Origin of the sequence: Pantoea eucrina, assembly GCF_002095385.1 — a bacterium.
Classification (GTDB): Bacteria; Pseudomonadota; Gammaproteobacteria; order Enterobacterales; family Enterobacteriaceae; genus Pantoea; species Pantoea eucrina.
Genome location: NZ_MIPP01000006.1, coordinates 55,743 through 68,907, shown reverse-complemented (window position 1 = coordinate 68,907; position 13,165 = coordinate 55,743). Strand labels below are relative to the sequence as shown.

The 13,165-nt window shown below is 56.5% G+C and carries 11 protein-coding genes; 1 reads left to right on the top strand and 10 read right to left on the bottom strand.

The genetic code is table 11. The features are described 5' to 3' along the window. Nucleotides 1-99 precede the first annotated feature (99 nt). Entirely contained in the window at nucleotides 100-420 is a 321-nt protein-coding gene (gene elaB, locus HA43_RS05060) for a stress response protein ElaB (protein ID WP_039385541.1), read from the bottom strand. Nucleotides 421-708: 288 nt separating this feature from the next. Here elaB and HA43_RS05055 point away from each other — a divergent pair, with 288 nt between their 5' ends. Continuing rightward, the gene (locus HA43_RS05055) at nucleotides 709-2,367 is read left to right on the top strand and encodes a glucan biosynthesis protein D (protein WP_039385544.1); all 1,659 of its coding nucleotides are present in this window, start codon (nucleotides 709-711) and stop codon (nucleotides 2,365-2,367) included. Between the two features lie 29 nt (nucleotides 2,368-2,396). Here the strand turns inward: HA43_RS05055 and HA43_RS05050 are convergent, their stop codons facing one another. From HA43_RS05050 to nuoG, 9 genes are all read right to left on the bottom strand, one after another. Continuing rightward, entirely contained in the window at nucleotides 2,397-2,849 is a 453-nt protein-coding gene (locus HA43_RS05050) for a GNAT family N-acetyltransferase (protein ID WP_039385547.1), read from the bottom strand. 135 nt (nucleotides 2,850-2,984) lie between these two features. Continuing rightward, a complete protein-coding gene (nuoN, locus tag HA43_RS05045; protein ID WP_039385550.1) occupies nucleotides 2,985-4,442 on the bottom strand; it encodes an NADH-quinone oxidoreductase subunit NuoN in 1,458 nt (485 codons plus the stop codon). A 6-nt stretch (nucleotides 4,443-4,448) separates the two neighbouring features. Next, nucleotides 4,449-5,969 carry an NADH-quinone oxidoreductase subunit M gene (gene nuoM, locus HA43_RS05040; RefSeq protein ID WP_039385553.1) on the bottom strand — a complete coding sequence of 507 codons (1,521 nt, stop codon included), beginning with the start codon at nucleotides 5,967-5,969 and terminating at the stop codon, nucleotides 4,449-4,451. A gap of 224 nt (nucleotides 5,970-6,193) precedes the next feature. Next, nucleotides 6,194-8,029: an NADH-quinone oxidoreductase subunit L gene (gene nuoL, locus HA43_RS05035; protein ID WP_094111123.1), complete on the bottom strand. Its 1,836-nt coding sequence runs from the start codon at nucleotides 8,027-8,029 to the stop codon at nucleotides 6,194-6,196. Further along, on the bottom strand, nucleotides 8,026-8,328 hold the full coding sequence (gene nuoK / locus HA43_RS05030) for an NADH-quinone oxidoreductase subunit NuoK (RefSeq protein ID WP_013509877.1): 303 nt from the start codon (nucleotides 8,326-8,328) through the stop codon (nucleotides 8,026-8,028). The genes nuoL and nuoK overlap by 4 nt, the downstream gene beginning before the upstream one ends. Next, the gene (gene nuoJ, locus HA43_RS05025) at nucleotides 8,325-8,876 is read right to left on the bottom strand and encodes an NADH-quinone oxidoreductase subunit J (protein WP_039385563.1); all 552 of its coding nucleotides are present in this window, start codon (nucleotides 8,874-8,876) and stop codon (nucleotides 8,325-8,327) included. Before nuoJ ends, nuoK begins: the two co-directional genes overlap by 4 nt. Nucleotides 8,877-8,886: 10 nt before the next feature. Continuing rightward, a complete protein-coding gene (nuoI, locus tag HA43_RS05020; RefSeq protein ID WP_039385566.1) occupies nucleotides 8,887-9,429 on the bottom strand; it encodes an NADH-quinone oxidoreductase subunit NuoI in 543 nt (180 codons plus the stop codon). An 11-nt stretch (nucleotides 9,430-9,440) separates the two neighbouring features. Continuing rightward, complete coding sequence (nuoH, locus tag HA43_RS05015) at nucleotides 9,441-10,418, bottom strand: NADH-quinone oxidoreductase subunit NuoH (RefSeq protein WP_039385568.1); 978 nt, start codon at nucleotides 10,416-10,418, stop codon at nucleotides 9,441-9,443. Further along, nucleotides 10,415-13,138 (bottom strand): NADH-quinone oxidoreductase subunit NuoG, encoded by a 2,724-nt coding sequence (nuoG, locus tag HA43_RS05010; protein WP_094111122.1) that lies wholly within the window; start codon nucleotides 13,136-13,138, stop codon nucleotides 10,415-10,417. The genes nuoH and nuoG overlap by 4 nt, the downstream gene beginning before the upstream one ends. Between the last annotated feature and the right edge of the window lie 27 nt (nucleotides 13,139-13,165).

The window sequence follows — 13,165 nt, the reverse complement described above, 5'->3', positions numbered from 1 at the left end:
CACAATCATCAGGAAGGGAAATCGGGAAAGAGGTCGTAAATAGCGAAGAAAGTATGGCAGGCGAAGCCGGGCGCAGCGTTGCGCGCGCCCGGCAGCGTATTAACGACGGGCCAGCAGTAAACCTACAAACAGGCCTGCAGCGGCGCCAATACCCACGCCCTGCCACGGTTTTTCATGCACGTAATCATCGGCACGATAGGCCGCCTGTTTGGCACGATAGTAGTAGCTGTCCGAAGCCTGACTGACGCGGCTCTTCACATCTTCCAGCGCCTGCTCAGCTTTTTGTTTGAGTTCAATATACTTCTGATCGGCCGGATCGCCGGACGCGCGCAGCACTTCTTCAAGCGTTTCAGTTAACAGCGCCAGATCGTCGTCAATACCTGATTCATAACGGTTATCAAATTGGTCTGAAGATGACATTATGCGGTTCCTCCGTGTTCATAACGTGTCGATTAACTATAGCCATAAATCATAACTTTGCTGGCCGAAATTGCGTCTGTGCGCTCCGTAAAAACGTGACGGCTTTGTAAAAACAGGCCGGATCCCCCTGATCGACAGAGAATCTGCTTCGTTTATTTGATTAATCTGATAAATTTTCCGGCGAGTGAATTTTTTGATTGCGCCACTGTCGTAACCCCCTGTAGCCCGACGCTAATCGTCTGGAAACAGACACAATACACCCGAGCAGCTAAGGATTAGAATTCCGGCATGAATCGTAGAAAATTTGTGAAAGCGTCCGTCGCTCTGTCAGCCCTGAGTGGCATGACCGGGCTCTCCTCGCTGTTTGCGCAATCTGCATGGGCCGATGACGGCATCGCCGACGGCAAAGCCGTGCGCTTCGATTTTGATGTATTGAAACAGAAGGCCGCCGCGCTGGCGAAAAAACCCTGGGGCGGTGCGCCCGGTGCGCTGCCTGACACGCTGGCGACCCTTACGCCGCAAGCGTACAACGAAATTCAGTATGACGCTCAGCACTCGCTGTGGAACAACGTCGCCGATCGCGAGCTGGACGTGCAGTTTTTCCACGTCGGCATGGGATTTAAACGGCGTATCCGCATGTTCTCTGTTGATGCGGCCAGCCGCGAAGCACGGGAAATCCACTTTCGCCCGGAGCTGTTTAAGTATCATGACGCCGGCGTCGACACGCAGCAGCTGGCGGGTAAAAACGATCTCGGCTTTGCCGGTTTCCGCGCGTTTAAAAAGCCGGAGCTGGCGCGGCGTGATATCGTCTCTTTCCTCGGGGCCAGCTACTTCCGCGCCGTGGATGAAACCTATCAGTATGGCCTCTCCGCCCGCGGCGTTGCTGTTAACACGTTCAGCAACGGTCAGGAGGAGTTTCCTGATTTCACCGCGTTCTGGTTTGAAACGCCAAAAGCAGACGACACTACCTTTGTCGTGTATGCCCTGCTGGATGGTGCCAGCCTGACCGGTGCCTACAAATTCACCATTCACTGTGAAGAGAAACGCGTGGTGATGGAAGTGGAAAACCACCTCTATACACGTAAAGCGATTCGTCAGCTCGGCATTGCGCCGATGACCAGTATGTTCAGTTGCGGTACTAACGAACGCCGCATGTGCAACACCTACCATCCGCAGATCCATGACTCCGATCGCCTGGCGATGTGGAGCGGCAGCGGTGAATGGATCGCCCGTCCGCTTAATAACCCGCAGCGCCTGCAGTTCAACGCCTATAAAGATGAAAACCCGCGCGGCTTTGGTCTGCTGCAGCTGGATCACGACTTTAAAAATTATCAGGATGTGATTGGCTGGTACGACAAACGCCCGAGCCTGTGGGTCGAGCCAACCGGAAAATGGGGTAAAGGTGCGATTAATCTGATGGAGATCCCTACCACCGGGGAAACGCTGGATAACGTGGTCTGCTTCTGGCAGCCAGAGGAGCCGATTCAGGCGGGCAGCGAGCTGAACTTTGGCTATAAGCTCTACTGGAGCCAGCTGCCGCCGGTGCGCAGCGATCTGGCGCGCGTGGATGCGACCCGTACCGGCATTGGCGGTTTTCCCGAAGGCTGGGCGCCGGGTGAACATTTCCCGGAGACCTGGTGCCGCCGCTTTGCCGTAGATTTCATTGATGGCGACCTGAAAGCAGCCGCTGCCAGGGGCATTGAGCCGGTCATTACCGTTTCATCAGGCACGTTCAAACAGGTAGAGATCCTCTACGTTGAACCGATTAACGGTTATCGCATTCTGTTTGACTGGTATCCGAACAGCGATGCGACCACGCCTGTGGAGATGCGCCTGTTCCTGCGCACCAAAGATGAGACGCTGAGCGAAACCTGGCTCTACCAGTATTTTCCGCCACCGCCCGATCAGCGTAAATATACCGATGACCGGCAGATGACGCCGGGCTGATAACGATAACGGCGAGGCTTCCCTCGCCGTTATATTTTCTGCATGCCGATATGCGGAATCTCATCTTCAAGGTAAACAGCAGTGACCGCCTGAAAACCGAGCCGGCCATAAAATCCCTCAAGGTGCGCCTGCGCCGACAGATAAATTGCCTGCCCGGGCCAGTGCGTTTCACAGCTGTTCAGCACCTGTTCCATCAGCCGGTAGCCCAGCTTCAGCCCGCGCGCCTCTTCAGAGACAATCACCCGCCCCACAACGACTGCCTTATCCGGCTGCGCGGGTGTCAGTATGCGCGCGCAGGCCAGCAGCTTCCCTTCAAGAAAACCGAGGATATGACGGTTTTCTGCAGCCAGATCCTGGCCATCCAGATCCTGATAGGGGCACTGCTGCTCCACAATAAAAACCCGGTTACGCAGCGCCAGCAGCGTATAGAGTTGCTGTGCCGTCAGTTCCTGGTGGTGGCAATCAAGCCATGCTATTTCCACAGATATCCTCCTCTTCAAATGACAATATTCTGAGACTACTCCGCCGGCCGAAGTCACACCATGATGGTAGCGGCCATCGATACAGATAAAAAAAATCAGGCCCGGAGGCCTGATTTTCGTCAGCAGAATGCATCGTTACATCAGCGGTTGCGCCATCTGCACCAGCCTGATGAGCGGCTGCGGATAAACACCCAGCAGCAGCACCAGAATGGCGGAGATCAGGACAACCACACCACCCGCGGTAAACGCCCAGTTAGCAGGCGTATCACGCGTATGCAGCTCTGGCGGGGTGAGATAGAGGCTCACCGTTACGCGCAGATAGTAGTACAGGCCGATGGCGCTGCCGGCAACGACTGCAGCAGTCAGCCACCAGAGATGCGCATTCACACCGGATGCGATAACGTAAAACTTACCGATAAAGCCCAGCGTCATCGGAATACCCGCCAGCGATAGCATCATCACCGTCATGACCGCTGAAAGTACCGGACGATGCCAGAACAGGCCGCGATAGGAATAGAGCGAGTCAGCATCCGGACCGCGATACGGGCTGGACATCAGGCTGACCACGCCAAACGCACCCAGGCTGCTGAACAGATAACCCGCCAGGTAGACGCCAGCCGTTTCCAGCGACAGCTGATGCGTTTTCACCGCAATCAGCGCGACCAGCAGATAGCCGAGATGAGCGATAGAGGAGTAGCCGAGCAGACGCTTAATGTTGCTCTGCGAAATCGCCATCAGGTTACCCACCAGGATAGAGACAAAGGCGATAATCCCCAGCACGGTGCGTACCGCTTCGCTGTCGGTCAGCGGCGCGTACATAAACAGGCGCATAATGACACCAAAGATAGCGATCTTGCTGGCGGTTGCCAGGAAGGTCGATACCGGTGCAGGCGCGCCCTGATAAACGTCCGGCGTCCAGAGGTGAAACGGCACCAGCGACAGCTTAAAGCCCAGGCCGATAATCATCATTCCCAGTCCCACCAGCAGCAGCGGCTGCTGGATCATGCTGTCGGTCAGGCTGTTACCCAGCTGAACAAAGCTCAGGCTGCCGGAATCGGCGTAGACCAGCGCAATACCAAACAGCAGAAACGACGAGGCGGCCGCAGAAAGAATGGTGTATTTCAGCGCCGCTTCCAGCGAACGTTTCTGCCGGAAGGCGTAGCCAATCAGGCCAAACAGCGGCAGGGAGAGCAGCTCAATACCGATAAACAGCGCGGCGAGATGGTTGGCACTTGCCAGCACCACGCCACCCAGCGCGGCAATCAGCACCAGCAGGTAAAACTCATCCTTGTTATCCGGGAAGCCCGCCAGCCAGGGATAGGCGAACGTACAGGTCGCCAGACTCGCCAGCATCACCAGCGCGGTATAAAACATGGAGTAGCCGTCAACGCGCAGCAGCGGCGTGACATCCATTGCGCCCGCCTGACCAACAAACCACAGCGACACCAGCGCAAGGTTCAGGCCAATAACGGTCAGCGTGGCATTAACGAAGTGGTTGCGTCGCCACGCAATGGACAGCATCACCACCACCACCGTCAGTCCGACGATCAACAGCGGCAGTAGCGCGATCAATTGTTGAGGAGTTATTGTCATGGCGAATTACGGCCTTGTAGTTGAAATTGAAGCGGTAAACCACTGCTGAATATTACTCATCGCAGCATGGGACGTATCGAGAATCGGCTGCGGGTAGACACCCAGCAGCACCAGCAGCACGACCAGCACGCCGATGGTGGCAAATTCGCGTACTGACATGCCCGGCAGCGGCTCTTTCGATTTCGCTTCGCCATAGTAAGCACGCTGCATCATGATTAGCGAGTAGACCGAGGCGAACACCAGCCCAAAGGTGGCAATCACGATAATCACAGGCACGACCTGGAAGCTGCCGGTCAGGATCATGAATTCGCCCACAAAGTTGCCGGTCCCCGGCATGCCGAGATTCGCTACCGCAAAAAAGAGTGACAGACCCGGGATCCATTTGATTCGCGACCACAGACCGCCCATCTGACGCATATCGCGGGTATGCAGACGTTCATACAGCTGGCCGCACAGAATAAACAGTGCCGCGGCTGAAAGACCGTGAGCAATCATCTGGATAACCGCGCCCTGGAAGGCCAGCTGGCTGCCGGTATAGATCGCGATCAGCACAAAGCCCATGTGCGAAATCGAGGTATAGGCGATCAGACGTTTAATATCGGTCTGCGAGAACGCCATCCAGGCACCATAGAAGATGCCGATAATGCCAAGCCACATCGCAATCGGTGCAAATTCAGCTGAAGCGTTCGGAAACAGCGGCAGGCTAAAGCGCAGCAGACCATAGGCTGCGGTTTTCAGCAGAATACCGGCCAGATCGACGGAGCCGGCAGTCGGCGCCTGACTGTGTGCATCGGGCAGCCAGCCATGAAGCGGCACCACCGGCATTTTCACCGCAAAGGCGATGAAGAAGCCCAGCATCAGCAGCCATTCGACATTGCGTGACATCGGCGTTTTCAGCAGCTCTTCATAGCTGAAGGTCCAGACGCCGGTCGCATTGTAGTGCACAAACACCAGCGCCAGAATCGCAATCAGCATCACCAGACCAGACGCCTGGGTGTAAATAAAGAACTTGGTCGCCGCCGTGATACGGGTTTTACCATCCGACGCTTTATGTCCCCAGAGCGCGATGAGGAAATACATCGGCACCAGCATCATCTCCCAGAAGAAGAAGAACAGGAACATGTCGATGGCAAGGAATACGCCGATAACGCCGCCCAGGATCCACATCAGGTTGAGGTGGAAAAAGCCCTGATACTTCTCAATCTCGTTCCATGAGCAGAGGACTGCCATCAGGCCCAGCAGACCGGTCAGTACCACCATCAGCAGTGACAAACCATCAATTGCCAGGTGGAAGCGAATACCAAAGCGCGGGATCCACGCAACATCAAAGCTTGATTGCCACTGCGGCAGACCGCTGGCCTGCGTCAGCGAATAGCCCCCCTGCAGCCACAGCTGCAGGCCAAGCGCCAGCGTGAGCCCCATGGTGATCAGGGCGATCCAGCGCGGTACTTTTGCGCCAAGCCGTTCAGCCAGCCAGCAGAGCAGGCCCCCGACGAAAGGTATTATTATTAGCCAAGGTAATAGCACGGCATACTTCCCTTTTTTTAACCTGGTTTCGAGCTATCCTGCTTGCCCGTTTCGTTTCCGGCAGTGCCTGCAATCCTTACGTACATCAGTACGCTCCGGTTGCTGTGCGCTGGCGATAACGAAACGGGCTGCGCCGATTACGCTTCGTCATTCAGGCAATTTTCACATTCGCTATCAGGAAGAGAAGCAGTTTCTGTCATCTTCTCTTCCAAGCCCATCAATCTTTACATCACCAGCATCAGGGCAAGCACCACAACGGCACCCACACTCATGGAGGCAACATACCAGCGCAGGTACCCGTTCTCGCTGACAACCAGACCTTTATTACCAATACGCGACAGCAGCGCAGGCAGGTTCATCAGTGAGTTCAGCGGATCGCGCTGCAGCAGCCAGGCGATACCGAGATAGGGTTTGACAAAGACTTTGTCATACAGCCAGTCAAAGCCCCACGCGGCAAACCACCAGGTGCCGAAGAAGCGGCCCGGTGCGCTGTTGGCTACGCGGGTCACCAGCTGACGCTTGCCCAGCCAGAGTGCAGCAGCAATCAGAATACCGCTGACAGCGACCAGGCCTGAGGCGATCTCCAGTGCCATTTTGCCGTTTTCACCAAATTCATTTTCCGGCAGTACGCCTGCCAGCGGAGGCGTTATCAGCGCGCCAATGAAGGTGGAGAGAATCAGCAGCACAATCAGCGGCAGATGATGGGTAATGCCTTTACCGGCATGCGCGTGGATCTTCTCTTCGCCGTGGAACACGATAAAGATCATGCGGAAGGTATAGATAGAGGTAAGGAATGCCCCGACCAGACCGGCAACCATCAGATTGATGTGACCATTAGCCAGCGCACCAAACAGGATCTCATCTTTACTGTAGAAGCCTGCGGTAATAAGCGGCAGCGCAGCCAGCGCGGCACCGCCCACCAGGAAGCAGGCATAAACCAGCGGAATGCTCTTGCGCAGGCCACCCATTTTGAAGATGTTCTGCTCATGATGGCACGCCAGAATAACGGAGCCAGACGAGAGGAACAGCAGCGCTTTAAAGAATGCGTGCGTCATCAGATGGAAAATCGCCGCATCCCACGCCTGCACGCCCAGCGCCAGAAACATGTAGCCAATCTGACTCATGGTTGAGTAAGCCAGGACGCGCTTGATATCGGTCTGAACCAGCGCAGCAAAGCCCGCCAGTACCAGCGTGATAGCCCCGACAATGCCCACCAGGTGCAGAACGTCAGGCGTCAGCAGGAACAGGCCGTGGGTACGGGCGATCAGATAGACGCCCGCCGTTACCATGGTTGCCGCATGGATCAGCGCTGAAACCGGCGTCGGACCCGCCATCGCATCCGCCAGCCAGGTCTGCAGCGGCAGCTGAGCCGATTTACCTACCGCGCCACCCAGCAGCATCAGGGTCGCCCACTGCAGCATGCTGTTGTCGGCGGCAAAGTGTGCCGGTGCCAGCGCCATCAGCTCGCGGAAGTTCAGCGTGCCGAGTTCGTTGTAGAGAATAAACAGCGCAAAGGCCAGGAACACATCGCCCACGCGGGTGATGATAAAGGCTTTCATGGCCGCTTTGCCGTTGTCCGGATTGCTGTAGTAGAAGCCGATCAGCAGATAGGAGCAGAGCCCTACCCCTTCCCAGCCGAGGTACATCAGCATCAGGTTATCAGCCAGAACCAGTACTACCATGCTGGCGATAAACAGGTTGGTATAGGCGAAGAAGCGCGAATAGCCCTCTTCACCACGCATATACCAGGAGGCGAACATATGGATAAAGAAGCCGACGCCGGTGACGACAGAGAGCATGGTCAGCGACAGGCCATCCAGCACCAGGTTCACTTTAATGTCAAAGTTGCCAACCTGCATCCAGGTCCACAATGCCTGCGTAAACGGCTGTTGCCCCTGACTGAAAAACTCCATGCCCGCATAGAGCGTGGTCAGGGCTGAAAGACCGACCGACCCCATTCCGACAGCGGCTGACAGGTTCTCCGACCAGCGGCCCCGGGAAAACGCTAACAGCAAAAAGCCAATTAGCGGAAACAGTACAGTTAAATAGAGAAGATTCATCCGCGCATCTCGCTCACTGTGTCAATGTTCAGCGTCTGACGACGACGATAGAGCTGCAGCAGCAGAGCCAGGCCAATACTCGCTTCCGCTGCCGCAAGGCTGATTGCCAGGATATACATCACCTGACCATCTGCCTGTCCCCAATAGCTGCCCGCTACCACCAGCGCCAGCGCTGCGGCGTTGATCATGATCTCCAGACCAATCAGCATAAAGAGCAGATTACGGCGCAGCACCAGCGAGGTCAGGCCGAGAACAAAGAGCACCGCAGCCAGAATCAGGCCATGTTGTAATGGGATCATGCCTGTCCCTCCTTATTGGATGCCGCATCCGTGACGCGATGGCTCATCACTTCAGCGTGACGATCGTCGCGACCGATATGGAAGGCCACCACCAGGCCTGCCAGCAGCAGCATTGAAGCCAGCTCAACTGCCAGAACATACGGGCCAAACAGGCTGATACCGACCGCTTTTGCATCGATAACCGTGCCATCAATACCCTGATCGGTGGCGGTGAGAATAGCGTAAACCATCACCACCAGCAGCAGCGCTGAAACGATGCCGGGTCCCACCCAGAGCGAGGGCTTAAGCCACTCGCGTTCCTGCTCCTGCTGCTGCTTGCCGAGATTAAGCATCATCACCACAAACACAAACAGCACCATAATGGCACCGGCGTATACGATAATTTCCAGCGCGCCTGCAAAGTAGGCACCCATGGCAAAAAACGCGCCGGCAATCGACAGCAGCGAAACAATCAGGTACAGCAGCGCGTGTACCGGGTTCGTATGCGTGATAACGCGCAGCGTCGTCAGCACCGCCACCAGTCCGCAAAGATAAAACGCAAATTCCATACCTGGCTCCTTAAGGTAGTAACCCTTTGACGTCGATCGGTTTGGCTTCGTTTTCCGCGTCGCCCTTCTCTTTTCCGTCGATCGCCATACCCGCCATACGATAGAAATTGTATTCCGGGTATTTGCCGGGTCCCGAGATCAGCAGATCCTGCTTCTCATACACCAGGTCCTGACGCTTAAACTCACCCAGCTCAAAATCAGGGGTCAGCTGAATCGCAGTGGTCGGACAGGCTTCTTCACACAGGCCACAAAAAATGCAGCGTGAAAAGTTGATGCGAAAGAATTCCGGATACCAGCGGCCATCCTGCGTCTCTGCTTTCTGCAGCGAGATACAGCCGACCGGGCAGGCTACTGCGCAGAGGTTACAGGCAACGCAGCGCTCTTCACCGTCAGGATCGCGCGTCAGCACAATGCGACCACGATAGCGCGGCGGCAGATAGACCGGCTCTTCCGGATACATCTGCGTTTCGCGTTTGGCAAAGGCGTGCATGCCGATCATCCAGATACTGCGCACTGTCGTGCCGAAGCCAACGACAATATCTTTTAATGTCATCTCAATACCCCTTACTGCGCGTTGTACAGAATCACTGCGGCGGTCGCCAGCAGGTTCAACAGCGTCAACGGCAGACAAACTTTCCAGCCGAACGACAGCACCTGGTCATAGCGTGGACGCGGCAGCGCAGCACGGATCAGGATAAACATCACCATGAAGAACGCCGTTTTCAGGGCGAACCAGATGAATGGCGGCAGGAAAGGTCCATGCCAGCCGCCAAAGAACAGCGTGACAATCAGCGCGGAAACCGTGGTAATGGCGACATATTCACCCACAAAGAACAGACCGAACTTCATACCGGCATATTCAATATGGTAACCGTCAGCCAGCTCCTGTTCCGCTTCCGGCTGGTCAAACGGATGACGGTGACACACCGCTACCCCGGCAATACAGAAGGTCACAAAGCCAAAGAACTGCGGAATGATGTTCCAGAGGTGCGTCTGGTTTTCAACAATCGCATTCAGGTTAAACGATCCCGCCTGCGCCACTACGCCCATCAGCGACAGGCCAAGAAACACCTCATAGCTCAGCGTCTGCGCAGAGGCACGCATCGCACCCAGCAGCGAGTATTTGTTGTTACTCGACCAGCCGGCAAACAGCACGGCGTAGACGGCCAGACCCGCCATCATCAGGAAGAACAGCAGACCGATGTTCAGATCCGTGACCATCCAGGTGGGTGAAACCGGTACAATCGCAAAGGCCAGCAGCAGCGATACAAAAGCAATAACCGGTGCCAGAGTAAAGATGAAGCGGTCGGTAAACGGCGGTACCCAGTCCTCTTTAAAGAACATTTTGATCATATCCGCCGCCAGCTGGAGTGAACCGCCCCAGCCGACACGGTTAGGTCCGTAGCGGTTCTGCCATAAGCCGAGCAAACGACGCTCGGCAAAGCTCATGAACGCCCCGCAGGCTACCACGACCAGCAAAATTACAATCGCCTTAACCACCTGCAGAATGATGTCGATAACGTCCGATGTCAGCCAGCTCATTGCGCAGCCTCCTGCAGTTGATCAATTTGCGCATGCGCAAGGAACGGCGGCACACCCGGCATGCCGAGCGGCAGACCAATCTGACCCGGCTGCAGGAAAGCGGAGAAGCGTACCGGCAGGCGCAGTGTTTCGCCGGCGCAAACCAGCTCTGCGGCAGCGCCGTGATTGACGCCAAGCTTCTCTGCATCCGTTGGGTTAATCACCAGCTCAGCCGGCACCATACGCTTCTGGAACGTCGGAGAGCGCTGCGTCATCTCTTCACTGCCAAACAGCCGGTAGTAAGGCGCAACGCGGAAATGGCTGCCGCTGGCAAACCGCTCCGGCACGTTGCTAAACCACGGCAGTGAGCCTTCGCCCGCTTCAAACAGCCGGACACCCGGATCGCCATTCCGCAGTTTGCCGCCAACTTCATCCTGGAATTTGTTCCACGCCTGCGGTGAGTTCCAGCCCGGCGCCCAGGCAAAGGGGATCTGCGAGCGCGGTGCTTCAGGCTGGTTGTTCCCTTCCATTGAGAAGGCAAACATAGTGTCTTTATCCTGCGGCTGACGTGGCTCATGTACGCTGATATTGGCGCGGGCGGCAGTACGACCGCTGGCGCGATGCGGTGAACGCGCCAGCTTCTGACCGCGAATGCGGAAGCTGGCATCCGGTGCCGCATCTTTGATGCCTTTCAGCTGCGGCAGCGCAATAATCGCCGCATCAATCACGTGATCCAGCTGCGTCCAGTCGATATGACGGCTCTCCAGCGCGCTGTGCAGCGAATGCAGCCAGCGCCAGCTTTCCAGCATCACAATGCTGTTGTCATAGTAAGCGGGATCGTAAACCTGGAAGAAGCGCTGCGCGCGACCTTCATGGTTGATTGAGGTGCCATCACTTTCAGCGAAGCTGGCCGCGGAGAGCACCATACCGGCTTTCTCCAGCGTGGCGGTCCGCTGGTGGTCAACTACAATCACGCCTGACGCCTTCTGTAGCGCAGCGTCGACGCGGGCTTTCGGCGCGTGGCGATAGAGATCGTTCTCCAGCACTACCAGCGCATCCGCTTCGCCGTTTGTCAGCTGATCCAGCGCCGCATCCAGCGAGTGACCGCCCATCATGCCCAGGCCCATGCTATTAGCCGCGCCGGCCAGCAGGGTGATCCCTACGTCGGCACCGCGGGCTTTCAGCGCTTTCGCCACGTTTGCAGCCGCCTCAATCATCGCGGTCGTGCCGGAGTGGGTGCCGGAGATAATCAGCGGCTTTTTCGCCCCTGCCAGCGCCTGTACTACCACATCAATTTTGCTGCTAAGTGACTTATCGATATCACTTACCGCGGGTGCGCTCTCATCCAGCGCGCTGGCGATGGCAAACCCGAGGCGCGCCTGATCTTCTACCGGGGCGCGATAGCTCCACGCCGCAATATCATCCAGACGAGTTTCATCGACGTTAGTGACAAACAGCGGATGTTTCGCATGCTGACCGATATTCAGGATGGCGGCGATCTGCCAGTCTGCAACTTTCTGCGCGGCTGCCATCTCGCGTGCTTTGCCTTTTACGGCCTGGCGCACTGACAGCGCGACGCGCGCGCCCACCTGCGTCAGATCTTCGCCCAGCACCAGCACGGCATCGTAACTTTCCATTTCGCGCAGTGAAGGCGTATAGATACCGCTGTTCTGCAGCACGTTCAGCATCAGTTCAACACGCGCCTGCTCTCCTGCCGGCATACCGGTTGAGAAGTTGCCGGCACCCACCAGCTCACGCAGGGCAAAGTTGCTCTCGATGCTGGCACGGGGTGAGCCGATACCGATCACGCGTTTCGCCTGACGCAGCATGTCAGCCGCAGCGTTAACCGCCTGCTCTGCGTTCAGCGTAATCGTATCGCTGCCGCGCAGCTGATGCGGGTGACGCGGGCGATCTTTGCGGTTGACATAGCCATAGCCAAAACGACCGCGATCGCAGAGGAAGTAGTGGTTTACCGTGCCGTTATAACGGTTTTCAATACGACGCAGCTCGCCATAGCGCTCGCCAGGACTGGTGTTACAGCCGACGCTGCACTGCTGGCAGATGCTGGGCGCAAACTGCATATCCCATTTACGGTTATAGCGCTCAGAGTGCGTTTTATCGGTAAACACGCCAGTCGGGCAGATCTCAACCAGGTTACCCGAAAATTCGCTCTCCAGCGTGCCATCTTCCGGACGACCAAAGTAGACGTTATCGTGTGCGCCATAGACGCCCAGATCTTTGGCGTCAGCATAATCTTTGTAATAGCGAACGCAGCGATAGCAGGCGATACAGCGGTTCATCTCATGGGAGATAAACGGACCAAGATCCTGATTCTGGTGCGTGCGCTTGGTAAAGCGATAACGACGGAAGCTGTGGCCCGTCATTACCGTCATATCCTGCAGATGACAGTTACCGCCCTCTTCGCAGACCGGGCAGTCGTGCGGATGGTTCGTCATCAGCCACTCTACGACGCTTTCACGAAACTCTTTCGCTTCGCCATCATCAATAGAGATAAAAGTGCCATCCGATGCCGGTGTCATGCAGGACATAACGAGGCGGCCGCGGGTATCTTCGGCATTCTGGAATTGCTTCACCGCACACTGGCGGCAGGCGCCTACGCTGCCGAGCGCCGGATGCCAGCAAAAATAGGGAATATCAAGGCCCAGAGAGAGACACGCCTGTAGCAGGTTGTCCGCTCCGTTCACATCATATTCTTTACCGTCTACATGGATTGTAGCCATAGTGAACATGCTTCCGTAAGGCTCGTC